Source organism: Sporosarcina ureae (assembly GCF_002109325.1).
GTDB classification, from domain to species: domain Bacteria; phylum Bacillota; class Bacilli; order Bacillales_A; family Planococcaceae; genus Sporosarcina; species Sporosarcina ureae_C.
In genome coordinates this window covers 596,023-620,077 of the sequence record NZ_CP015348.1, presented here as the reverse complement: position 1 = coordinate 620,077, position 24,055 = coordinate 596,023, and the positions used below count along the sequence as shown (strand labels likewise).

Below are 24,055 nucleotides of genomic sequence, written 5' to 3'. Positions count from 1 at the left end.
ATTTTCTGTGAGAATATGAAATGTAAAAAGCAACTTATCTTTGCGATAAGTTGCTTTTTATTATGATTTTCTTATAACGTGCAGTGCTCTTGTTAGCATTTGCTCGTTTTTTTCGTTGATGTCATTTTTGCGAGGGACTGCTTCGTATAAGTCATCAGGGTCTTCCCAAGTCTCTATAAGAGGAACGGGGGATTCGGGTTGCCATTTGTTTAGCCAGGCTTCAGGTAGTCGCCCAGTAGGTGTTGGGATATCTTTCATCGTTAGCCATAGGTGTGACCATGCGCGAGGTACTACGCGCCAGATATCATATCCACCGCCACCAATTGCGATCCATTTGCCGTCGCAGTATTCTTCAGCAATTTCTTTTGCTAGTTTCGGAATCTCTTCATAGATTTTCATTGTGCTATATAAATGTGTCAATGGATCAAAGTAGTGTGCATCGGCTCCATTTTGTGTAAGAATAACGTCTGGTTTAAAGTGCGCTGCGACTTCACGTAGAGCCGTTTTGTAAATGTGCAGGAATGATTCGTCTTCTGTGAATGCGTCAATAGGGAAATTGAATGAAGCGCCATAGCCTGCACCATTTCCTCGCTCTGTCACATTGCCTGTCCCAGGGAACAAATAGCGACCTGTTTCATGGATGGAGAATGTGCAGACGTTCGGATCATCGTAAAACGTCCATTGCACTCCGTCACCATGGTGGGCATCTGTATCTACATACAGTACGCGCGCCCCGTACTTTTGTTGTAAGTATTTAATAGCTACTGAACTATCATTGTAAATGCAAAATCCAGATGCTTTACCTTGGAATCCGTGATGCAAGCCACCGCCGAGATTCAGCGCATATCTTGAACGACCTTCCATTACTTCTTCAATCGCAGTAAGCGTACCGCCTACTAGCAATGCACTGGCTTCATGCATGCCATGGAAGAAGGGGGTATCTTCTGTACCGATTCCATAGATACTGCCAATATTTTCACTCACTTCACCTTTACTCGCTTTTTTTACGATTTCAATATACTTTGCATCGTGAGCTAGAAGCAGTTCCTCATCTGTTGCTGTACGTGGAATGACGATTTCATCTGGTTCAATTGTATTCATTTCGTCTAGTAAACTCTTGGTCAATACGATTCTTTTTTGATTGAAAGGGTGCGTATCGGAAAATTCATAGTTTAGTTGGTCGGTTGAAAAGATAAAGCTCGCTTGTCTTGTCATACGCCCATCTCCGGTTCACTTGGCCAAAGGACTTCAAACCCTTGTTTTTTTAACCCTTCGATGATTGGGAGCGGATTCATTCGTTTGATCCGGATGGCTAGAATTTTATACTGCTCGTCATCTTGAAAAGGATAGACGAGTACACTGAGCACGTTCGTATTGTGGTCATGGAATACTTTTGACACTTCATACAGAATGCCGGGTGTATTCGGTACACGAATTTGAATATGAGAACTTGGCTGATTGGCACCCGTCAGTTCGATATAGTTATACAATAAGTCCGTCTTAGTTAAAATTCCGACGAGTTGATAATTGGAAACGATAGGTAGACACCCAATTTCGTACGTATAGAACATCAATGCAGCTTCTTCTACGAAGTCCCGTGGATGTCCGATCAATAAGTCGGTTTTCATAATTTTATCGAGTGTTGTTTCATAAAGAGAAGGCTCCAGTCTCTCAGAAATACTTGAAGGAGACGCTTCTTTCACGTCGCGGTCTGTCACCAAACCTTGTACGCGCCCATCTTCCACAATGGGAATATGGCGAATTCGCTTTTCTTTCATTAGTTGTACTGCATCTGCAATCGTATGCGTGGAATTAAGTGTAATCACGTCTGTTTTCATAATATCTTGTACGAGCATGACCATTCCTCACTTTCAGTAATTAACGCGATTTTTGAAACGTACACGATCAAATTGTTGGATAGATTCTTGATCGACTCGTTTTCCGATCCTTGCCATTAATGCATTGGCAGGGTGGGAGCATACTTCGGGATCATCCGTAGAGAAAAATTCCATTCCCCCTGCACGCATCATTTTCTCCATCATTTTACGATAATCCCATACTGTTAACCCTGTGCCTTTTAAATCCCAGTGCCAATAATATTCTGTCGTAATGATAATATAATCTTCCATTGCGTCATCAAGCATCGATAATTCCAGTAAAGACTTACCGATACGTGCACCACGATACGCCGCAACTACTTCGATGGCGCCTAGCTCTATTAAGTTATCTAAGTCTGCCTCATACCAACGTTCAAGTGGATCGGGATACAAGTACGTCACATATCCGACAATCATATTTTCAATTCTCGCTATATTAATACGTCCTTCAGGGAATGCGGCAATCTTTACTAATGCCTCTTGTTGTTGTTTTGGTGGACGAAAAGCTTTTAGTCCTTCATGAAATTCAAACGATGCTAATTGCTCGGATGAAACAGGACCTTCAATAACAAGCTCACCTTCTTCATGCGGAAACGTTCTGGAAAAGTAGGTTTTTATATGTTCCAAACAGTTCACCCCTTCCTAATCATTCTACCCTTTATACATATAAATAATCGCTGTAGGTACGGTTAGTGTAGCTCTCTATTCAGTATACAATTTATAGATAGTAAAAGTATATTATTATCATGAAATAACTGAATTGTCGGTAATAAACTTTAGTCGTGGATGAAAGGGCGGTGCCAAAGATTTTGGAATAGGCGGAAGAATGCATGTACAGAAGCACTTCATGAAAAAACCGGAATACAATATACGATTGTATTCCGGTTGATCCGTTATTCTTTTTCTGCAGGAGTTGCATCCGGTTTAGGTTCCGGTGTAGCTTCCGGCTTTGTTTCTGGTTTTGGTTCTGGTGTAGCTTCAGGTTTAGTTTCGGGTTTTGCTTCAGAACCGGTATCCGGTTTTGCATCCGGCTTCGTTTCTGGAGTCGATGTTCCTGGCTTTGTATCACTATTCGTCTCAGGTTTTGGCTGAGCTTTCGGTGCAGGTGCCGCATTTGTGATTGTATTGGAAGGACCTGATAACAGGCCAGTAATGTCTACTGCGCGCACATAGTACGAACCATACCCGACTTTATACGATCTGGATGCTCCGTCATGAACCGTACCGATTCTGACACCATTCTGATAGATGTAATAACCAATGACATCATTTGATGAAGAACCAGTCCATGTTAGAACGGAACCATTCTGTCCTGCTGATACTGGTGCTGGTGGTACATTGTCTGCAGGGAAGGCAGATCCTGCCACACTGCTTGAATAGGCACCACGACCAGCAAGTAGTTTAGAGGCATCTCCACCCAAACGTCCAAGCATCCGCTTGCCGTATTCAGTAGTTACACCAATTCCACCAGATGTGACAAATTCACGCGGTGTTGAAGCTAACGCCTGATATACTTTACCGTTTACTCGAACTGCTGCAGAAGAAACAATACTATCATCTGCTTTTGTTGGAACCATCTTTTTCGAATTAAATAGATCCGAACGAACCAGTCCTGCTGCTGAACAAGCTGCTGAAGGTGCTAGACCTGAAATGCCACAGAATGAACGTGTAACAACCCCGGCAGGACGTTTAAATGTATCTCTTGCTTTAATGGTTTCAGGAATTACAGTGTTTGCTGTGTTCATCAATTGACCGTACAATCTTGCTGTCCGTTCTGATGGATGCATTTGACCACTGTTGTAGCCGTTATACAATGGTGTATTTTGGTTTTTATAACCCAACCAAACACCTAGCGATACATTCGGATTATAACCGACTAACCAAGCATCACCATAATGCTGGGATGTACCCGTTTTAGCAGCTAAATCGGGACGGAAATTCATCAATCCAGGTAATCTCGCAGCTGTACCGTTTCCTTTTAATACATCACGCATCATATCGGTGATGATATAAGAAGTTTCTGGACTGAACACTTCTACGGGTTCCGCTTTATGTTCAAATACGATATTGCCTTTCATATCTTCAATCCGTTCAATCATATACGATTCAATAAATTGTCCACCATTCGCAAATGTAGCGAAGGCGTTCGTATTCTCTTCTACTGTTACTCCGTGCTTCAATCCGCCAAGTGAAGCGGCAGGGATTTGAGCATCATCATCCGTAACCTTTGAGAAATTCATTTTCTTGAGGAAATCAATTGGCTTACGGTCAAAGATTTGGTTATATAATCGACCTGTTGATAAGTTTTGTGAACGTGCCAAAGACTCTCTAGCAGATAGTACACCAAGCTCACGGTCAAAATAGTTTCCAGGTTTCCAACCAGACCAATTATATTTCACATCGACTAGGGGACTTCCTGCACCGATTACACCATATTCAATAGCTGGGGCGTAAACAAGTAATGGCTTAATAGAAGAACCATTTTGTCGGAAAGCTTGTGTAGAGTGATTCAATGCTTCAAGTTCATAATCGCGCCCACCAACGAAAGAAAGTACTTTCCCTGTATGGTTCTCGATCATCGTCGCACCGACTTGAACAGGGTTTTCTGTAGTAATCGTTTTACCTGATTCTTCATCTACTGATTCTGATGTATACGTAAATCCGTAGTACTGGAAGTTATCAGCCACTTCATTCATTTTGTCATACAAATCTTTATTGATCGTCGAGAAGATTCGATAGCCGTCTGTTCGCATAGAACGGTCTGCCATGATTTCGTATTTTTCTTTAATCTTGGAATCTTCATCGAAACGTTCTTTATCGATACCATCTTTTTCGGCTAGTACTTCCGCTAAAATTTCGATTGTGCGATTTTGAATTTCTTGTGTGACATACGGATATCGTTCAGTCGCACGTCGTGACGGCTGTCTGAAATCTTTTGTCACGTCGTAAGCCTTTGCTTCTTTCCATTCTGCGTCCGTAATATAACCTGCATCACGCATTCGGAATAGCACGGTCTTCATACGGTTTACCCCGTACATCAGCTTTTCGCGTTCCTTAATTCCTTGATTCTTACTATAAAACGGTGTGTACGTATAAGGTGCCTGCGGAATTCCTGCGATATATGCAGCTTGCGGTAAACTTAGATCAGCTGCTTTAATTCCGAAGATTCCTCGTGCTGCCGTTTCAATTCCCGCGATATTCTGTCCTGTCACATCACGGCCATAAGGAATGATGTTCAAGTAGGCTTCGAGTATCTCATCTTTCGTCATGAAGTGTTCCAAGCGCATAGCCAGCAAGATTTCTTTAGCTTTACGTTCATAGGAAACTTCATTCGTCAGAATCTGGTTTTTCACTAACTGTTGAGTTAGCGTCGATCCACCTGTTTGACTGTCCGAGTTCGTAACGTCTTGGAAGACTCCGCGGAATATTGCTTTTGGTACAATGCCTTTGTGCTCTTCGAAGTATTCATCCTCAGTGGCAAGAACTGCGTCCAATGCATATTGATTCACTTTATCCAGTGTAATTTGACGGCGCTCAATGTCCGAGTTGATCTTGCCTAGATAAATGTTGTTCGCAAAGAACATTTCAGATGTTTCTTCATAATTAAACACTTGGTCGCGAAGTTCTTCTTTTGAACGTAAAGGCTCTTTTGCGACTAGGGAAGCAAAATATCCAGCTCCAACAGAACCTGCAAATACAGCACCGATCACGGCGAAGATAATGAGTAAAATAAACAAGTTCCAAAGTACACCGGTACCGATGCGAAGTTTTTTGGCCCAAGGCTCTTTTTTCGCTTGTTCAAACTTATCTTCAAGTTGCTTAATTCTATTATTCTTTTCGTTATTCAAAGTTTTCTCCCCCCAAAATCTTACTCATTATATCATAGATTAAACAGAAGTTATGCAATAAATGTTGACTTTCAATGGAAGATGGGTAAAATTGAACACATACGAAATTACATGTCGAAAAAACCGAAGTAGTGATAGTGAGTTCCGTCATAGAGAGACAGCGGTTAGTGGAAGCTGTTCGGTGCACTATGCATGAATTACAGTTTTGGAGTGTACGTTTTGCGCAACGTTACCTGCGCCTTAAAGCCGGAGAGTTTTCAGCTCTCAAGCCGGGTGGTACCGCGTTATGAATTAATCAACTAACGTCCCTGCATGATCATTTATTGATCGTGTGGGGACTTTTTACGTTGAAATTAGGAGGAAATGGAAAATGTCAAATGAATTAATGGACGATTTACGTTGGAGAGGTTTGCTATACCAGCAGACAAATGAAGAAGGATTAGAAAAGCTTCTTACGGACGAAAAAATTTCTTTATACTGTGGAGTAGATCCAACAGCAGATAGTATGCATATCGGTCATATCGTTCCAATGCTTACACTACGCCGTTTTCAGTTACACGGACACCAGCCAATTCTATTGATCGGTGGCGCGACTGGAATGATCGGGGATCCTTCTGGACGCTCAGAAGAACGCCAATTGCAAACGACAGATCAAATCGCGGATAATGTTCGTGGAATCAAAAAGCAGCTTGAAATGATTTTTGATTTCCAAACAGAGAATGGCGCGAAACTTGTGAATAACAATGATTGGATCGGTTCGATGTCATTGATCGAATTTTTGCGTGACTACGGTAAATTATTGAGCGTCAACTACATGTTGGCAAAAGATAACGTAGCATCACGTTTGGAACAAGGAATTTCCTTCACAGAGTTCTCGTACATGCTTATGCAAGGTGCGGATTTCAATCATCTATTCGATCACTACAACTGTCGTGTGCAAATTGGTGGATCGGATCAGTGGGGGAATATTACAACGGGTCTAGAAGTTATCCGTAAGATGCATGATGAAGAAGTAAAAGCATACGGATTTACAATTCCATTAGTTACTAAAGCAGACGGCACGAAGTTCGGTAAATCTGCTGGTGGTGCAGTATGGTTGGATGCGAAGAAAACATCACCATACGAATTCTACCAATTCTGGATCAATGCGGCTGACGCGGATGTTGTGAAGTACTTGAAAATCTTTACATTCCTTAGCCGCGAAGAAATTGAAGCGCTAGAAGTATCTGTGCAAGAAGAGCCGCATCTACGTAAAGCTCAAAAGACACTAGCTGAAGAAATGACACGATTGATTCATGGTCAAGAATCACTTGACCAAGCGATCCGTATTTCAGCAGCATTGTTCAGCGGGGATTTAAAAGCATTGACTGCGTCTGAAATGAAAGATGCTTTTAAAGACGTACCGACTGTTGAGATGGAAAAAGCAGATCAAAACATTGTCGACTTCATCGTCCAAGCGGGTGTATCACCGTCGAAGCGTCAAGCACGTGAAGATGTAACGAATGGTGCAATTTCCTTTAACGGAGAACGCATTACAGATACAGCGTTCACAGTAGGAGCAGAGCAACGTTTGGAAGATGCATTCACAATTGTGAGACGCGGTAAAAAGAACTATAGCATGGTGAAGTTTGTTTAATTAGGAGATAACGAATTGAAAAAAGAATATATGATGTACGCTATGACATTAGGTTCAATTGGCGACGCGATTAATGAAATGATGGATGCCATTGAGGAACAAAGTCCAGAAGGTGTCAAAGGGGCGACTAAGCTATTCGCTAATGTGGCGGCAGCCGTTAAAGAAGAAACCCCACCTGACATTTTTGCTGGTGAGCATCAAGAATTAATCGAAGCGTTCAAACTATGGAACGTAGCGAACAAACAAGCAACGGCTATGCGATCTGAAAATATCGTGGAAGCTGCATCAGTTGCGTTAAACAAGCATGAAGTTTTCATGGTAAGTATTATGGATCGGATTTATGATAAATTACGCAAATAAGTAGATTATGGGGCATCTCTTCGGGGGTGTCTTTTTTTGCGGGAAATGAAGATTACAACTGATGGGGCCAATAAAAAGTACCTATATAATAAACAGCTAGGTTAGCATAAGCGAACAAAGAAATTTAATACATAGGTACTCTAGAACACTGTATTTTATTGTGTTAACATTTTTTTGATCATACGAATGTCGGTGTCGTGATCGCTTACGAGGCGCTGAGTAGTGCGCAGGTCATCTAGTTTTGTTGTATTAGAGGAGACTTGTTCAGTTAAAGCATCAATTTTATGACTAGTAACGATGGAGCGCGCATCCAGTTCAAATATAGCCTGTTTCATAAATATTTGCTCTTCTTTAATAGATGAAACATCCTTTTTTAGTGTAGAGACATCAGACTTCAGTGTAGAGACATCAGACTTCAGTGAAGAGACATCAGTCTTTAGCGAAGAAACATCAGTCTTAACACCGAAAAAATCCTGTTCAATATTTGTTACTTTATCAACCAAAAGTTCAAGAAGTTCTCGATCTGTCATAGAAATCCTCCTTTTAATTTTATATATGTGTTTTTTTATAATAAACGTCTACTGGAGATTTAAATACTCTATATGTGTTTTTTATCTTATCATGTTTCGAATAGCTTGTAAAGAACGTACATTCGTAATTAATATAGTGTAATTGGAATTTAATCGAATGAATAAAAGGGTTTTCAATCTTTATGTCGAATAATAAGATTTAGAGGGACGTGAAAATTTTGAAAAAGTACAGAGTACATTATCACTTTGCTAACGCTGGAAATATTTTAAGAATAGTAGAAGCGATAGATAAAGAAGATGCTTTAAGCATAGCTACAAATTCTAGAAGTAACGATATCGTTTTTACAGATAGTAAAGGAACGTTATATTGTTTCTATTACAGAGACGTATTATATGTTTCAGTTACAGAAGACGAAGGATAAACGGTACAATACCATTTTTATACAAATTAAGAACGCCATTTTCCACGGGCGTTCTTTTTCATTTGATATTTTTATAAAATAATCAGTCAGCCATTGCATGTCGAATGTAAGCAAGCCATCTGTCGGTTTTGAACAACTTCATGTGTCGGTATTGCACAAATGCATCTGTCAGTTTGGGGCATACCAATAACCAAAGAACTTTAAATAACTTTAATAATAAGAATAAAGATCTAGTCGTGTGGAAAAAAACATTTCCACACCTTCTATCCTTTTCGCATTTGGACTCTATATAGGGGGCAGAGAGTATCCTCGTTTCGAAATATGTATGCAGAACAAATGATAAGAGTCCTGTAACTCCATTGTGCAAATACGTGATAGTAAGCATACTTCATTGGGGATAGGGAATAATATTAAAGACCAGAGTTAAAGAGTGTTCAGAAACAATATAAATTTACCGAGAAGACTATGATGTAGTATTTAATTACTAACAGAAACTCGTTAGGAGATGAGGACAATGGGGATACATCAATACTTTAAAAGTTTATCAGATTTAGAACAGATTATTAGATGTCCGGGGAAATTTAAATATCAAAAACATTCAGTTGCCAGCCATTCATTTAAAGTAACAAAAATTGCTCAATTTCTTGGGACGGTAGAAGAGAAAGTTGACAACAAAATAGATTGGAAGCTTTTATATGAGAAGGCTTTGAATCATGATTATGCGGAACTTTTCACTGGTGACATTAAAACACCTGTAAAATATGCATCGAAAGAGTTGAAGAAATTATTTAGTGAAGTAGAAGAAGAGATGACGAAAAACTTTGTGGAAAAAGAAATTCCTGCAGAGTTTCAGAGTATTTATCTAGAACGTTTTAAAGAGGGGAAAGATGATTCGTTAGAAGGCCGAATTTTATCGGTTGCGGATAAAGTGGATTTGCTATATGAATCGTTTGGAGAGATCCAAAAGAATAATCCTGAACCTTTATTTTTAGAAATCTACGAAGAAGCACTCACAACCATTTTGCAGTTTCAAGATATGCACTGTGTTGAATACTTCCTCGAAAATATACTTACAGATATGTTGAGCGAACAATTTACAGAACATGATGAATTGAAGGGTATTACATTGCGGATTATGGAAGAATATTGCGGGTAGAGTAGTTTGTCTACAATAATGTATCTATGATATGTACGTAATTCATAGAAGAAAAACAACAAAAAATCCCGCGAGCCGAGAAGAATCTCAGCCAACGGGATTTTATTGTTATTAACGAGAGTAGAATTCAACGATCAATGCTTCGTTGATTTCAGCAGCTAATTCGCTACGCTCTGGAAGGCGTACGAATGTACCTTTTTTCGTTTCTTTATCGAAAGTAACGAAATCTGGTACGAAGTTGTTGATTTCTAGAGCTTCGTCAATTGCGTTCAAGTTTTGAGACTTCTCACGAAGAGAGATTTCAGAACCTGGCTTAACTGCGAATGAAGGGATGTCAACGCGCTTGCCATCAACCAATACGTGACCGTGGTTAACTAGCTGACGAGCTGCACGACGAGTGCGTGCAAGACCCATGCGGTAAACAACGTTATCCAAGCGAGCTTCAAGAAGGATCATGAAGTTTTCACCGTGAATACCTTGCATTTTACCAGCTTTGTTGAAAAGAGTGCGGAATTGACGTTCGTTAACTCCGTACATAAAGCGTAGTTTTTGTTTTTCCTGTAATTGCATTCCGTATTCGGAAAGTTTTTTGCGTTGGTTTGGACCGTGTTGTCCTGGTGCGTATGGACGCTTTTCAATTTCTTTACCAGTGCCTGTTAGTGAAATACCTAAACGGCGTGACAATTTCCAAGATGGACCTGTATATCGAGCCATGAGAGACTCCTCCTCTGTTGGTTTTATTTTGTTGTAAAATAAGACCAGATATGTTCAATCCATCTGCCATTCTATAATCTTGCAACTTCGCCCCTGCAGCCTCGAGGTTACGTGGTGCACCTTTAAAAAGGAATAGACTGGACAAAATAGAACACATAACTGCTGCGAATATTTTACACAAAGATTAGCATACCAATTTATTGCCTTTAGGTCAAGCGTTATATATAGAAGGTAGAGAAAAGATATTGTTCTTTCGTTTTTTTACTAATCGATGTACACTAGATTAGAGAAGGATTAAGCGCATTCATTCGTTTATGAATAAGGTAGAACTAGGAGGAATCGATATGCAGAAGAATACTAACTGGCATAAAGAAACAGCAATGATTCATGAAGGATACGACAGCAAAGATCATCAGGGAAGTTTGGCTGTGCCACTGTATCAAACCTCAACCTACGTATTTGATTCAGCTGAACAAGGAGAGCGGCGTTTTGCTGGTGAAGAAGCAGGAAATATTTACTCGCGTCTAGGGAATCCGACAGTAGCGGTACTTGAAGAACGTATCGCCAAGATGGAAGAGGGAGCAGCAGGTCTTGCATTTGCTTCTGGTATGGCAGCGGTTAGTGCAGTGCTTGTTCATTTGACAAAAGCAAATGAACATGTGATTTGTTCACGTGGAATTTACGGCTGTACATTCGGATTGCTGAAAATCTTGGAAGAGAAATATAATATCACACATGATTTGATTTCGATGAAAACGGAAGAAGAGATAGAAAAAGCTGTGAAGCCTGAGACGACATGTATATATGTAGAAACACCAATTAACCCCACGATGGAATTAGTTGATCTAGAAGCAGTAGTGAATGTAGCGAAGCGCCACAACTTGAAAGTGGTAGTGGATAATACATTCTGTTCACCTTATATTCAAACACCACTATCATTCGGCGTAGATTTCGTACTGCATAGCGCGACGAAATACATTAATGGACATGGCGACGTGATCGCAGGTTTGTTGGTAGGTAAAGATGCTGATGAGATAGCGAAAATGCATGGTACAGTCTTAAAAGATTATGGTGGCATCATTTCGCCGTTTGATGCATGGCTATTATTGCGAGGTATTAAGACCTTGCCTATTCGTATGGAACGACATTCATCCAATGCAAAGATCCTATTCGAGTATTTAAAAAAACATCCGAAAGTAGAAGATGTATTCTATCCGTTTGATGATCAGCATCCGCAGTTTGAGATTGCACAAAAGCAGATGAAGTTAGGTGGTGGATTGATTTCCTTTACGATTAAAGGTGGAAAAGAAGAGGCTCAAAAGTTGCTGAATCATTTAACGCTAATCAGATTGGCTGTTAGTCTAGGCGACGCGGAGACACTTATGCAACATCCCGCTACTATGACACACTCAGGTGTGCCGAAAGAAGAGCGTGAGAAGATGGGCGTGTCTGATACGTTACTACGCTTATCTGTAGGTCTTGAGCATATGGATGATATCATGGCAGACTTAGATCAAGCGTTTGAAGCCATTTGAATTGAAAAAAGCGAGCGTCCCATATCGGGGAGCTCGCTTTTTGTAATAGGATCTCTAATGTTACGTTTGACAACGATTATGTGTGTTGATTTATATAGCATGTAGATTCTGATTGGACCTCTTTTGCCGCGGTCGTGTTCTACTGGTTGTTTCCCTTAAGCAACGCAAACCCTACCTACTTTTGCGTCCTTGCGACCCTATAGTCGCGCCAGTGATGAATAAGTGTTCCGAATAAACATCTGCAGAACGCCTTTTGTTACGTCAGATCTGTTATCAATCCCAAACAATAACTATACACGAATTGTGATTTTTTGTCAAGGCCTTGCTCTCCTCCTATAAATAAACAAATAGTTTACAAACAAGTGAATAGGGAACAAGTTAAATAGAGCTTGTTGTTGTCTACAGGAAAATATTTATTGGAGGGATTAAGATGAACGTAGAGATTGTAAACGAATTTCCCCATAAGTTTTTGATGGAGCAAGCGGAGACATGTATCTCCATTTATCAACCGACCCACCGGTATAGACCTGAAAATCAACAAGATCCGATACGTTTTAAAAATTTATTACAGAATGTACATGAAAAGTTATCAAAAAACCATTCTGCCGATGAAGTGAAAAGTTTATTGGCTCCACTTGAGAAGCTTCAAGGTGAGCGTCCATTCTGGGCACATGCAGGAGATGGACTAGCGTTATTCGCAACGAAAGATCGTATTATTGCCTATCGGCTGCAACGTCCCGTGCCTGAACTGGCGATTGTATCTGATAGTTTCCATATTAAACCGCTTATTCGTGTATTCCAATCTGCAGATCGCTATCATCTACTCGGCGTGAATAGACAAGAGTTTAAACTGTTTGAAGGGAATCGCTATGGCGTAGAGGAAGTAGAGATCCCTGAAGAATTAGCGAAGACGAAAGCAGAAGCGATTGGTGATCAAGTGACCGAGTCATACTTAGGCACTGGCAACTCAGGTGGTGCTGGAACGGCGATGATGCACGGTCACGGAGGTAAGAAAGATGAAATAGATATCGATATTGAACGTTACTTCCGATATGTAGATCGAACGGTTGCAGAAAACTACTCTAAACCAATGGATCTCCCGCTTTATTTAGTAACACTTGGCGAATATCAGACGCAATTTAAGGAATTGAGTCATAACCCGCATTTGCAAGCCGATGGTATTAAATCCGACTTTGATGCGCTAAGCCTAGAGCAGTTACGTAAAATGGCTTGGGAAATAGTCGAACCAACGTATTTGCAGAAGACAAAAGATTTAGTGGAGAACTTTGAAAATGCTAAAGCAAGTGATCAAGGTTCAGCAAACATTGAAGAAATTGCCAAGGCAGCGAGTGAAGATCGTATTAGACGACTTGTATTGGAAGACGGTTATCTATATCCGGGTAAAATTAATTTAGAAACAGGAGAAATCCAGACGAAAGGTTTGGAAGAAACTGCAGTGGATGACGTGCTAGATGATTTAGCGGAAATCGTTTTTAAAACTGGAGGAGAAGTAGTCGTTCTTCCGAAAGAACGTATGCCTGTCGAAACAGGCGCAGCTGCTATCTTTAGATGGTAAGAACAAAATGCGGGCAAGAGATATCTCTTGACCGCATTTTTCTATCATTTTTCTTGTTCAAGTATGTCTTTAGCAGCAGTTAACGCAGTTTGTACTCGTGGGAATCCAACGTATGGAATGAGTTGCATCATACTTTCCACAATTTCCGTTTTAGTCAAACCTACTGTCAATGCTCGTTTAACATGCGTTTGGATTTGTGTAGTCGCTCCCTGTGTGACAAGTGATGAGAGTGTCACCAATTGTCGTTGCTTGCTGTCAAGTCCAGATCGTGAATAAATCTCACCATACGCAAACTCCACTATGTATTTCCGTAAATCTGGCGCCAGTTCTTTTAATGCGTCCGCCGTCATCATACGTTCGGCTTCTTCTTCACTCACATACTCCCTGATCTTCTCTAAACCCGCTTCAATACGTCCTGTTGACAATGAAATAGCCCCCTTGTTTTGTAAATGAACAATAAAGAAAGTATAGCATATTCTGACTATTATTTTGTTTTTCTGTCTGTAAAATACGCACTTCTTATCAGTTTAAATTCAAGCAATGGTTCGAAGGATGTGAAAATCAACGTTATTGTTTAAAAATCGCTTAGAGTAGGTATAGATGAGTAGAACGAATACAAATATATGTGGAGGTAATGACAAATGAATAAGTTTTTCCTAGAGAATGCGGTACAAGCAAAAAAGAAGATTGAAGAATTGGTAGCACAAGGCTACACACATGAAGAAATCTTCATTTTCGCACATAGCGAAGATCGTGAAGACAAAATTTCGGATGCACTTGATTCAGAACAAGTAGGTATGGCGGAAATGGGCTTCCTCAATGCAATGAAGAACATGTTCACATCACGTGGCGATACATTGCGCGCGCAGATGCAAGCAATTGGCCTATCAGAAGCAGAAGCTGAAGAAGGCGAAAGCGAACTGGATAAAGGCAGACTATTACTAGTCGCTAAAAAGTAAGATTCTAAAAAACCGGTAAAAGGATATTATTCCTTTCACCGGTTTTACTTTTGTGTACACATCTCAAACTACTACGAATTTATCTGCAATGTAAATCCCATACCACTTTCTAAAACTTATCTTCCTTCATTAGCCATTGCATCATAATAAGCATCTACAGGAATGAACAATCCAACCTTACCATGTGTTTCCTCATCTAGCGTAGCAAATACAATACCAATTACTTTACCTTCTTCATTAATAACAGGACTTCCGCTATTACCTCTATAAACAGGCGCTTTTATCATCACGACAGGAATATCCCAATCGGACAATTGTATGTAATCAATTGTGTGGCCTTTATTCGCTATTCCGGAAAAACTTAACGGATTCCCTATAAATGTGATCGGCTCCTGATCGTAAAACATCGTTTCTTTTGCCAATGTTAAATGAGGGAGGTCCGTTCCATTTACTTCCAATATCGCTAGATCGATATTTGGAAACACGTTTGTAACATTTGCGGTAAATCGTTGACCGTCAGGAAAAGAGACAATCATCGATTCATTTCCTTCGACTACATGATAATTCGTGATAATCGTCCCTTCTTCATTGATAGAGAAGCCTGTACCTTTTGTATTCTCAGTAGCAACTACGACGACTGCTTCTTTATATTCTGCTATTTGTGGATCAGAAGATAACTCTGATGATGCTTTTAAAAATTCTAACGCAGGGATTGAATAAATTTGAAAGACAATGGCGAATGTGCTGAGTGCCAAAGTAGTTGCCATGATCCAGAACATCCACTTTGGGAAGGGGCGGTAGGTGCGTCGGACATTTTTTTCAGCAGCTGCTTTTTCTAACGCTTCACGCTGTGCGTCGAGTACTAAATCTTGCAGCTCATCATCATCCAACTCTTCTTGATACGGATCTTTATTATCCACTATTCCCACCTCTTTCTCGTACATAGTTTACCAGATAATGAACTCAAAGGAAGCGTGCAGAACTTTAAACGTAAGATCATAGTTGCTAGGATTGAAAAGTTTGAAAATATAGTTATTTAGAATCTGTTATATGCTATACTATATATGAAGATAAATGCCTATATGAATGGAGGTGGAAACATGGCCAGATCCATTACAACGCAAGCCGAAACGGTAGCAGAGGCGATCAAAGAAGCACTGGAGATTTTGCAACTGACGATGGATGACGTGCATGTCCATGTAAAACGGCCCGCAGGTACATCGATGTTCGGTTTGAGAAAAGTGCTAGCAGAAGTCACAGTCAATGAAAAAGAAAAAAAGGAAAGTGTTCATGAGCAAGCAGAAGAAATCTTGGCAGGTGTTCGAGTTCATAATGAAAGATTAGAAGTTCGGTTCGGAAAACTAACCTATCCAATCATTGTTCCTTCTATAGGTGTCGAACTACGGATCAACGGAACGGAGTGCACAGAGCGAACGATTGTATTGTCGACAGATAGTGTAGAATGCAGTGCGCGTTCAGAAGATGTAGCTGCACATTTTGTGATACGTCTAGATGAAGATCTTATGGTTGCAACCGCTGTCGTGACACCAGGGAAGAGAATCACTCGTACGTTGCAGGATTCACCATGGAAACAAATCCTGAATATACAAGTATCTGAAAAAGTAGATGTATACAATGAACTGACCACAGAACAGCTAGTGGAAGAATTGAATAGTATGGGAATTGATAAGGGTATTTCCTTGAATGGTATTCGGCAAGCCTTGAACACGTTGGAGTATACAGAGATTATCGTGGCGAGAGGAATTCCTCCTATTGAAAGTCAGGATGCCCGACTCGATATTCACCTGAACTTCAAAAAGATAGAGGAAGACGAAGAGGGATTGGTTGATTTTCGAGAACATAATTTCATTCCAACGGTCAAGGCAGGTCAGCTTATTGCGACATATATCCCAGCGGTACAAGGGAGTAACGGCAAGAACTTGAAAGGTGAAACGTATAAAGTAAAACCGCCTAAAGATATTATCGTGCGTCCCCTTGATACTGTAGATAGTGTCGTGCATAAGCTATATGCGAAAATTGACGGAAGACCCGTTATTGAATGGCGGAGTAAGCTTGCAAAAATTTATGTGAATCGAGAATATCGTCATGCATCCTATGTGAATTTGGAAAGTGGCAATATTCATTTTGAAGGGGACGTATGGATTGGGGGTAGTGTCCATCCGTCTATGTTTATCGCGGCTTCTGGCATCATAACAATTATGAAAAATTGTACGAAGGCTTCCATTCGTGGGACTAAATCGGTATTCATACAAGGCAGTATATTTTCTTCTACCGTTACGGTAGGCATTCAGGAAAAGGTTATTACCATGATGGTCAATGATTTAACGGAGGTTTTGCTCTACTTACGCAATATTGAATCGGCACTCGTTCAGATCTTTACATTACGTAATGAAGATCCAGAGGAAGTTGCACCTTTTATATTGAAACAAGTCATTCAGTTATTATTGGAACAAAAGTATAGTGATTTCACAGAAATGAATAAACATTTTATTCAATTAGTGAAAAACCATACGAGACGATTAGATAAAGAGTGGATAGCTTTTGCCGATCGATTGTATCAGCTATTTATCGACCCGCTACGAGAGGAACAAACGAACATCCTGTATTTACGTAAATTGATTAAGGAAGCAAATAATTTACTAGAAGTATACAGCGAAGAAATTCGTCCAGAGTCCGTATTGCAAGCTACATTCGCATTGAATAGTATTTTATATAGTAATGGAGATATTCATATTCGTTCGAAAGGTGTCTATAATTGTTCCGTTACGGCACTACATGATATTACGATTAAAGGTGTCTGTCGGGGCGGAGAAGTCATTGCAGGAAGACATATTGAATTAGATGAAACAGGATCAAGTGCTGGTGTGAAAACATTTATCCAAACAAATGAAGAAGGAAGCATCCATATCGCAAAAGCCTATCCTGGGACATTGATTCAAATTGGATCGCAACGCCATGAATTTTTGCAAATTCGTCAACAAGTAACAGCAAAATTGAATGAACAAGGCCTTCTATCCATTACGTAAATAAAATAGACGCAAAATTTGTAGAGAAAGAACATAAAAATGTGTTGATCCTTCCTGAATTCTCCCAAGATGTGATAAAAAGTTCGTTGTTTTTTAAAAAAGATGTGAATAGAAGACGAAAATGCTTTAAACATGTTACGATATACTATAATATCTAAAGTAGTCACTTTATGCGCGAAGTGTGGGATAGGGGGATCATAGCGAGATGATATACATCATCATTCCATTAGTTATCATCATTGTTTTAACGGTGATGGCATTTCTGTCTAGGCGAAAGCATATACAAGAAATCAGTGAAATGGAACAAGAAAAATTACAAATTCAAAGCGAGCCAATATTCGAAGAAATGACGAAGGTAAAGCAGTTGAATATGACGGGCGAAACAGAAGAAATGTTCGAGAGATGGCGCAACACTTGGACTGAAGTAGTCGATGATCGTCTTCATAACGTAGATTTGCTTTTACTGGATGCTGAAGGGCAAGTAGATCGTTTCCGTTTTAAGAAAGCTACGGAAACAGAAAAACAAATCCGCGAAATCTTGAATGAATGTGAAAAAGAGATGCGAACGATCTTGCAGGAACTAAACGAACTGATTGGTAGTGAAGAAAGAAATCGGTTCGAAATAGAAACGGTAAAAGAACATCACCGTGCAGCGCGCAAAAAGATCTTAGCTCATCAGTACGCATTCGGACCGGCAGTGGAGCCTTTAGAAAAAGAGTGGGAATCCTTTAATCCAAGATTTGAGGAGTATGACGCACTTATCGAAAATGGTAATTACCTACAAGCTCGTGAAATAGTTATTGTGTTAGGAGCAAAAGAAGAACGCTTTTCGTTTTTACTTGATGAGATTCCTACATTACTTAATGAGTTGCAGACGAAAATACCTGCAGCATTGCGAGAAATGCGAAAAGGGATCATCGAAATGGAAGGTCAGGAGTACTATCTAGGACATCTGAAAATGCCTTCACGTTTCGACAAAATCGAACAACAAATTGCGGATCTTCGACAGTTATTAGCGCGTTTGGATGTTGAAGAAGTAGCAGCGGAAGTGAATGAAATTCATGATGAAATCGAATCATTCTATGATGTGTTGGAAGAGGAAGTTAGCTCCCGTCATTACGTAGATGAGCATTTGGATCAAATGTTGGATCTGTTTGAAGAGCTTCAATATGCAATTCCAGATACGATTGAAGAAGTGAAATTCGTTCAGCAAAGTTATCGTTTGAATGAAAACGAGGTTATTATTCCACAAATGGCATTGCAAAAGTTGAACGCACTGGCGAAACGAATAGAAATATTCATCGAACGTCAGGACGCGAAAAACTTAGCTTACTCAGCTCAACAAATCGAGTTGCAAGAGCTAGTGGAAGAATTGGATGCAATCTCTGAAGCACATTCTAAGTTCAGTAACCGCATCAAAAACCTTCGCATCGACGAAAATCTTGTACGCTCTCGCATTGTGACACTTGCACAACAACTTCAAATTGCAGATCGTAATTTACACCGTGCCAATATCCCAGGAATTCCTGATGATATGAATGTACAACTTGAAGAAGCTGATGAACAAATTTTTATTGTGAAACAAAGTTTAGAAGAAGTGCCGCTTAATATGGCATTGGTTGAATCCTATGTTCAAAAAGCAGATGCCGTCGTCACAGATGTCTGTGCGAAAGCTGAAGACATGATTGAAAATGCATTGCTTGTAGAACGAATCATCCAATACGGTAACCGTTACCGTGCGTCACATCCTGAAGTCCACAATAAATTGTTAAAAGCAGAAGAGTCCTTCATGCAATGCCGCTACTTAAGAGCATTGGAAGAAGCGGGTACCGCGGTTGAAGAAGTTGAACCAGGAGCCTTGAAAAAAATTCAAGGTATGATTCAGGTCAAAGCCTAACTATATTCCGACAAAGCCACCGGTTTTCCGGTGGCTTTGTTTCGCTAAATCCCAAGGAAAAGAGAGGGTTTACATATGTATTTCGATCACAGCGCAACAACAAAACCAGATGAGAGAGTTCTTCGCACCTTTATGGATGCTTCTGTATCCTATTTCGCGAATCCAGCGTCGCTTCATGCCGAAGGAAAACGTACAGAGAAATTGCTGGAACGTGCGCGAACTCAAGTACTCTCGGCGATAGGGCTTGAACTGACTGAAGGGATATTCACTTCGGGCGGGACAGAATCCAATAATCTTGCCATACTAGGTTATGTATATGCGAATCAGCACAAAGGACGTCATCTGATCACAACGAGTATCGAACATCCTTCCGTGTTACGTGTTTTTCAAGACTTGGAAAAGCAAGGCTTCACTGTCGATTATTTAACGGTAGATCAAGAAGGACGAATTTCATTGGACGAACTCAAAGAAACGTTGCAGGATGATACAATTTTAGTTAGTATCATGCATGTCAACAATGAAATAGGCACAATCCAGCCGATTGAGCAATGTGCGAAAATCATTCATACATTTCCACGCGCGAAATTCCATTCAGATTGTGTGCAAAGTTTCGGAAAGCTATCATTTGCTGGTTTTACAGATGGCCCCGATCTGATTTCATTATCAGCTCACAAGATGTACGGAATAAAAAATAGTGGATTCCTAGCATACCGTAAAAACATTCAACTACAACCGATTGTGTTTGGCGGTGGTCAAGAACATAAGTTGCGCAGTGGAACGGTGTCGGTGCCGCATGCAGCAGCACTTGCGAAAGCTGTCCGTTTACTAGTGGAAGAAGTGGATTTGCAACAGTTTCAACAATGGCGAAACGAGCTGGTGGAGTTTTTCTCGGAATTTGACGAATGCAGGGTATTGGCACCGAATGCAAGTGCACCCTATATATTATCTGTAGCATTTGCTCAGATTACCGGAGAGATCGCGATTAATTTCTTGCAACAGCAAGGCATGATCGTTTCAACTTCCAGTGCATGTTCATCCAAAAATTCCGATGTAAGTCACGTGATTGAAGCTGTCGGCATGCCACAGAAATTTGAAAAAGGTGTTATCAGAATTAGCTTAGGTAAAGATCAAACAATAGAAGAAATCGAACAATTAAAAGTAGCGGTTCGTCAATTAATCGAACTGATCAGAAAAGGAGTGGGGAAATGAACTGGAATACCATTTTGATTAGATATGGTGAAATGTCACTTAAAGGAAAAAACAAGAGTAAATTTATACGTAAACTGAAAACGAATATTAAAGCGGCTTTGTCGGATTTAAGCACAGTCACAATGCGCGCAGAGCGTGATCGGATGTTCATTTACACAGAAAAACCTGAAGAGTTGGATCGTGCAGTTGAAATTTTGCCTTCTATTTTCGGTATTCAATCATTCAGCCCAATTGTAATTTGCGAACCTACATTAGAAGTCATTAAAGAAACTTCGTTAAAGGTACTCGGTAAGAACGAAACTACGGGAAAGACTTTTAAAGTAGACGTCAAACGTGTAGACAAACGATTCCCGCTTGATACAGGGGAATTGCAACAAGTATTGGGTGGACATGTATTGAAAACGTTCCCTGATTTAATCGTACAAATGAAAAAGCCGGAAATATTATTGTACGTAGAGATCCAACACGAAGCAGCATATATCTCTTCACACACCTACAAAGGTGCAGGAGGTATGCCTGTCGGTTCGAATGGTCACTCTATATTGTTATTGTCAGGAGGTATCGACAGCCCGGTAGCAGGCTATATGATGATGAAGCGTGGCGTCTCCTTCGACGCAGTTCACTTTGCGTCTCCTCCATTCACAAGTGATTTGGCAATAGAAAAAGTAGAAGACATCGTCCGACAACTAGCGAAATTCGGTGCAGTCATTCGATTGCACGTCATTCCTTTCACTGACCTGCAGCAGGCGATTGTGAAACAAGTACCGAGCAACTTGTCGATGACCACTACGAGAAGAATGATGATGAAAGTCGCGGATCAAGTACGTCAAGACACGAATTCGCTTGGATTGATCACAGGCGACAGTCTTGGACAAGTAGCAAGTCAGACACTCGAGAGTTTGACCGCTATCAATGAAGTAACGAATACACCTGTCCTACGACCACTTATCGCAATGGATAAATTGGACATTATTGAGATCGCTCAAAAAATCGGAACATACGATATTTCTATCCGTCCATACGACGATTGCTGTACTGTATTCACGCCACCAAGCAATAAAACGAAACCGCGCGTTGAAAAAGTCGCGTACTACGAAAGCTTCCAGAAGTTCGACGACATGGTGGCGGAAGTCGCAAGCCAGCGTGTAACAACGATCCCAAGCCAGCAGACGGAAGACGACTTCGAAGACTTGTTGTAAAGAAAATATTACCTATCACCTTCCTTGCATGATATTTTCAAAAGTGACCATTCTAATGTCACAAGGAGGTGAGCGACATGCCAAACAACAACAACTCGAACCAACTGCTAGTACCAGGAGTACAACAGGCTTTGAACCAGATGAAGGAAGAGATTGCTTCTGAATTTGGAGTACAACTTGGACCAGACTCAACATCGCGTGCCAACGGATCCGTCGGCGGAGAAATTACAAAGCGATTAGTGCGTCAGGCTCAGTCACAAATGAACGGTTATACTAAGTAAATCGTAAGACATGGGATGTCCTAGAAGCCACAACGCTTCTGGGGCATTCTTTTTTTGGATTGGTTTAGATTTAAGCATAAGCTCAAGTTCAAGTTCAATGCTTTAAGAGTAGTAAGTGAGTTTGTGTGTATATGGGGATGGAAGCTCCAGTTGGCGGACGCTTTCCCATGGGCTCGCGGTGAGCCAACCAGTTCGCTTTGCTCCCTTTGGTTGTCTCACCTGATCGAGCTGATCCATCGGGAGCATTCCTGTTTGGTTAGTGGAACCCTATTGAAATAGAAAAGTCCCCTTGGTATGATTCGGGGTGTCAAGGCGTCGACGGCTTGACCCCTAATTATAACCAAGGAGGACTCACATGAATTCTAAAGAAAATACTAAAATTAATCAAGTCACAGAACAAACATTAGTGATAGGTATCGACATTGCTAAACATAATCATTACGCAACCTTTGTCGATGAACGTGGACGTGTTTTGAAAAAAGCATTTCTCGTTAAACAGACGCGTAAAGGGTTTGAACAGTTCTATCAAGAAATACTAGAGGGTATGAAAGAATTCGATAAATCGCATGTGATAGTGGGCGTGGAGCCTACAGGACATTACTGGTTGAATTCAGCATATTTCCTAGAGGACTACGGTATACCACTGGTCGTTATCAATCCGATGCATGTGAAGAAAGTTAAGGAATTAGATGATAATCTGCAAACCAAAAACGATAAGAAAGACGCTCTGACGATCGCACGGCTAATGAAAGATGGTCGTTTCTCATATCCGAAGCTTCTTCGGGATCAAGCAGCAAATATTCGTTCCTGTTTCACGCTTGAGCAAACTTTAATAGACGACCGCACCATTCTGAAAAACAGAATTCATCGATGGGTAGATAAATACTTCCCTGAGCTATTCGAGGTATTCTCAGATTTTGGAGCCATGGTTCTAGGTGTGTTGGAGACAACCCCGTTGCCTGCAGAGCTGGTCAATATGACAACAGCTGATTTAGCGGATCAATGCGCGAAAGCGAGTCAGATGAAGCAAAGGCGACCTAAAATAGCAGCTAAAGTCATTGAGGTAGCTCAGACATCCATTGGCATCACCGTGGCTCCTTGGGGAGCTAAACGGGAGATACAATGTCTCATTCGCCAATACCGTCTACTCGAGGAAGAACTTGCGATGATTGAAGAGGAAATACAATCCTTAATTGTCCAAACGGCTGATTATGAATATCTCGCTTCATTTCCGGGAATTTCCCGTAGAACTATTTCCGGTCTCTTAGCGGAGATTGGAAGTTTTACTGACTTTGAAAGTCCACGCCAATTAATTAAATTAGCGGGACTTACGTTACATGAGAATTCCTCTGGTAAACATAAGGGAATGAAGAAGATATCAAAACGAGGACGAAGACGATTACGGGCTATTTTATTCAGAGCAATGCATCCAATCCTTAGAAACAACCCTGCCTTTATGAAGCTTCATCAGTATTATACGCAACGACCTCAAAATCCCCTTCGTAAGAAGGAGTCGATGGTCGTGTTATGTAGCAAATTACTAAAGGTTCTTCATGCCATGTGTACAAAAAAGCGGAAATTTGATGGTGAGCAAATGCTTGCGGACCTTCACTGTTTACAATTAGTAGCATGAGGTTGGCATTCTGAAACTTCTATTCATGACACGGAGAAGCTGGCACCAGCGGCGTACATTAGGCCTCGAGCCTCATCGGGAGCATCTCGCCGGCCTCCAACTTATGATAGACCGAACGAAGGAATGTCAGCGCATGACGCTAAGAGATGTGGGAGGGTTCGTCATCATAAGATACT

The 24,055-nt window shown here is 40.6% G+C and carries 21 protein-coding genes; 13 read left to right on the top strand and 8 right to left on the bottom strand.

Annotated features, from left to right (window positions below; genetic code table 11):
- Positions 1–60: 60 nt before the first annotated feature.
- The 4 genes from SporoP32a_RS03110 to SporoP32a_RS03095 all read right to left on the bottom strand — a co-directional run bounded on the left by SporoP32a_RS03110 (position 61) and on the right by SporoP32a_RS03095 (position 5,725).
- The gene (locus SporoP32a_RS03110) at positions 61–1,215 is read right to left on the bottom strand and encodes an acetoin utilization protein AcuC (protein WP_085426585.1); all 1,155 of its coding nucleotides are present in this window, start codon (positions 1,213–1,215) and stop codon (positions 61–63) included.
- Positions 1,212–1,856, bottom strand: a complete 645-nt coding sequence (locus SporoP32a_RS03105) for an acetoin utilization AcuB family protein (RefSeq protein WP_085426584.1) — start codon at positions 1,854–1,856, stop codon at positions 1,212–1,214. Before SporoP32a_RS03105 ends, SporoP32a_RS03110 begins: the two co-directional genes overlap by 4 nt.
- Positions 1,857–1,871: 15 nt before the next feature.
- Positions 1,872–2,504: an N-acetyltransferase gene (locus SporoP32a_RS03100; RefSeq protein WP_085426583.1), complete on the bottom strand. Its 633-nt coding sequence runs from the start codon at positions 2,502–2,504 to the stop codon at positions 1,872–1,874.
- Positions 2,505–2,770: 266 nt separating this feature from the next.
- A complete protein-coding gene (locus SporoP32a_RS03095) occupies positions 2,771–5,725 on the bottom strand; it encodes a transglycosylase domain-containing protein (RefSeq protein ID WP_085426582.1) in 2,955 nt (984 codons plus the stop codon).
- A 370-nt stretch (positions 5,726–6,095) separates the two neighbouring features.
- Between SporoP32a_RS03095 and tyrS the strand changes: the two genes are divergently transcribed.
- Both tyrS and SporoP32a_RS03085 read left to right on the top strand, forming a co-directional pair.
- A complete protein-coding gene (gene tyrS / locus SporoP32a_RS03090) occupies positions 6,096–7,361 on the top strand; it encodes a tyrosine--tRNA ligase (protein WP_085426581.1) in 1,266 nt (421 codons plus the stop codon).
- 15 nt (positions 7,362–7,376) lie between these two features.
- Complete coding sequence (locus SporoP32a_RS03085) at positions 7,377–7,721, top strand: hypothetical protein (protein WP_085426580.1); 345 nt, start codon at positions 7,377–7,379, stop codon at positions 7,719–7,721.
- A 155-nt stretch (positions 7,722–7,876) separates the two neighbouring features.
- Here SporoP32a_RS03085 and SporoP32a_RS03080 read toward each other — a convergent pair whose 3' ends face one another.
- Positions 7,877–8,251 carry a hypothetical protein gene (locus SporoP32a_RS03080; protein ID WP_085426579.1) on the bottom strand — a complete coding sequence of 125 codons (375 nt, stop codon included), beginning with the start codon at positions 8,249–8,251 and terminating at the stop codon, positions 7,877–7,879.
- A gap of 218 nt (positions 8,252–8,469) precedes the next feature.
- On the opposite strand from SporoP32a_RS03080, the gene SporoP32a_RS16670 reads away from it, so the two are divergent.
- Together SporoP32a_RS16670 and SporoP32a_RS03075 are read left to right on the top strand one after the other, a co-directional pair.
- Positions 8,470–8,673 carry a hypothetical protein gene (locus SporoP32a_RS16670; RefSeq protein ID WP_143560342.1) on the top strand — a complete coding sequence of 68 codons (204 nt, stop codon included), beginning with the start codon at positions 8,470–8,472 and terminating at the stop codon, positions 8,671–8,673.
- Positions 8,674–9,187: 514 nt separating this feature from the next.
- Positions 9,188–9,829, top strand: coding sequence for an HD domain-containing protein (locus SporoP32a_RS03075; protein ID WP_085426578.1), 642 nt, complete (start codon positions 9,188–9,190; stop codon positions 9,827–9,829).
- Positions 9,830–9,940: 111 nt separating this feature from the next.
- On the opposite strand, the gene rpsD is transcribed toward SporoP32a_RS03075, so the two are convergent.
- Entirely contained in the window at positions 9,941–10,543 is a 603-nt protein-coding gene (gene rpsD / locus SporoP32a_RS03070) for a 30S ribosomal protein S4 (protein WP_085426577.1), read from the bottom strand.
- A gap of 344 nt (positions 10,544–10,887) precedes the next feature.
- On the opposite strand from rpsD, the gene megL reads away from it, so the two are divergent.
- Complete coding sequence (megL, locus tag SporoP32a_RS03065) at positions 10,888–12,078, top strand: methionine gamma-lyase (protein ID WP_085426576.1); 1,191 nt, start codon at positions 10,888–10,890, stop codon at positions 12,076–12,078.
- Between the two features lie 430 nt (positions 12,079–12,508).
- Positions 12,509–13,654 carry a baeRF3 domain-containing protein gene (locus tag SporoP32a_RS03060; protein WP_085426575.1) on the top strand — a complete coding sequence of 382 codons (1,146 nt, stop codon included), beginning with the start codon at positions 12,509–12,511 and terminating at the stop codon, positions 13,652–13,654.
- Between the two features lie 44 nt (positions 13,655–13,698).
- On the opposite strand, the gene SporoP32a_RS03055 is transcribed toward SporoP32a_RS03060, so the two are convergent.
- On the bottom strand, positions 13,699–14,079 hold the full coding sequence (locus tag SporoP32a_RS03055) for a carboxymuconolactone decarboxylase family protein (protein WP_198166214.1): 381 nt from the start codon (positions 14,077–14,079) through the stop codon (positions 13,699–13,701).
- 216 nt (positions 14,080–14,295) lie between these two features.
- Here SporoP32a_RS03055 and SporoP32a_RS03050 point away from each other — a divergent pair, with 216 nt between their 5' ends.
- Entirely contained in the window at positions 14,296–14,613 is a 318-nt protein-coding gene (locus SporoP32a_RS03050; RefSeq protein WP_085426574.1) for a YflT domain-containing protein, read from the top strand.
- Between the two features lie 116 nt (positions 14,614–14,729).
- Here the strand turns inward: SporoP32a_RS03050 and SporoP32a_RS03045 are convergent, their stop codons facing one another.
- The gene (locus tag SporoP32a_RS03045; protein ID WP_085426573.1) at positions 14,730–15,533 is read right to left on the bottom strand and encodes a S1C family serine protease; all 804 of its coding nucleotides are present in this window, start codon (positions 15,531–15,533) and stop codon (positions 14,730–14,732) included.
- Positions 15,534–15,713: 180 nt separating this feature from the next.
- On the opposite strand from SporoP32a_RS03045, the gene SporoP32a_RS03040 reads away from it, so the two are divergent.
- The 6 genes from SporoP32a_RS03040 to SporoP32a_RS03015 all read left to right on the top strand — a co-directional run bounded on the left by SporoP32a_RS03040 (position 15,714) and on the right by SporoP32a_RS03015 (position 23,879).
- The gene (locus SporoP32a_RS03040) at positions 15,714–17,660 is read left to right on the top strand and encodes a FapA family protein (protein WP_198166212.1); all 1,947 of its coding nucleotides are present in this window, start codon (positions 15,714–15,716) and stop codon (positions 17,658–17,660) included.
- A gap of 205 nt (positions 17,661–17,865) precedes the next feature.
- On the top strand, positions 17,866–19,557 hold the full coding sequence (ezrA, locus tag SporoP32a_RS03035) for a septation ring formation regulator EzrA (protein WP_085426571.1): 1,692 nt from the start codon (positions 17,866–17,868) through the stop codon (positions 19,555–19,557).
- Positions 19,558–19,632: 75 nt separating this feature from the next.
- On the top strand, positions 19,633–20,766 hold the full coding sequence (locus tag SporoP32a_RS03030; RefSeq protein WP_085426570.1) for a cysteine desulfurase family protein: 1,134 nt from the start codon (positions 19,633–19,635) through the stop codon (positions 20,764–20,766).
- On the top strand, positions 20,763–21,965 hold the full coding sequence (gene thiI, locus SporoP32a_RS03025; protein WP_085426569.1) for a tRNA uracil 4-sulfurtransferase ThiI: 1,203 nt from the start codon (positions 20,763–20,765) through the stop codon (positions 21,963–21,965). Before SporoP32a_RS03030 ends, thiI begins: the two co-directional genes overlap by 4 nt.
- 77 nt (positions 21,966–22,042) lie before the next feature.
- The gene (locus tag SporoP32a_RS03020; RefSeq protein ID WP_085426568.1) at positions 22,043–22,246 is read left to right on the top strand and encodes an alpha/beta-type small acid-soluble spore protein; all 204 of its coding nucleotides are present in this window, start codon (positions 22,043–22,045) and stop codon (positions 22,244–22,246) included.
- Positions 22,247–22,601: 355 nt separating this feature from the next.
- Entirely contained in the window at positions 22,602–23,879 is a 1,278-nt protein-coding gene (locus SporoP32a_RS03015) for an IS110 family RNA-guided transposase (protein ID WP_085426567.1), read from the top strand.
- The last annotated feature ends 176 nt before the right edge of the window (positions 23,880–24,055 follow it).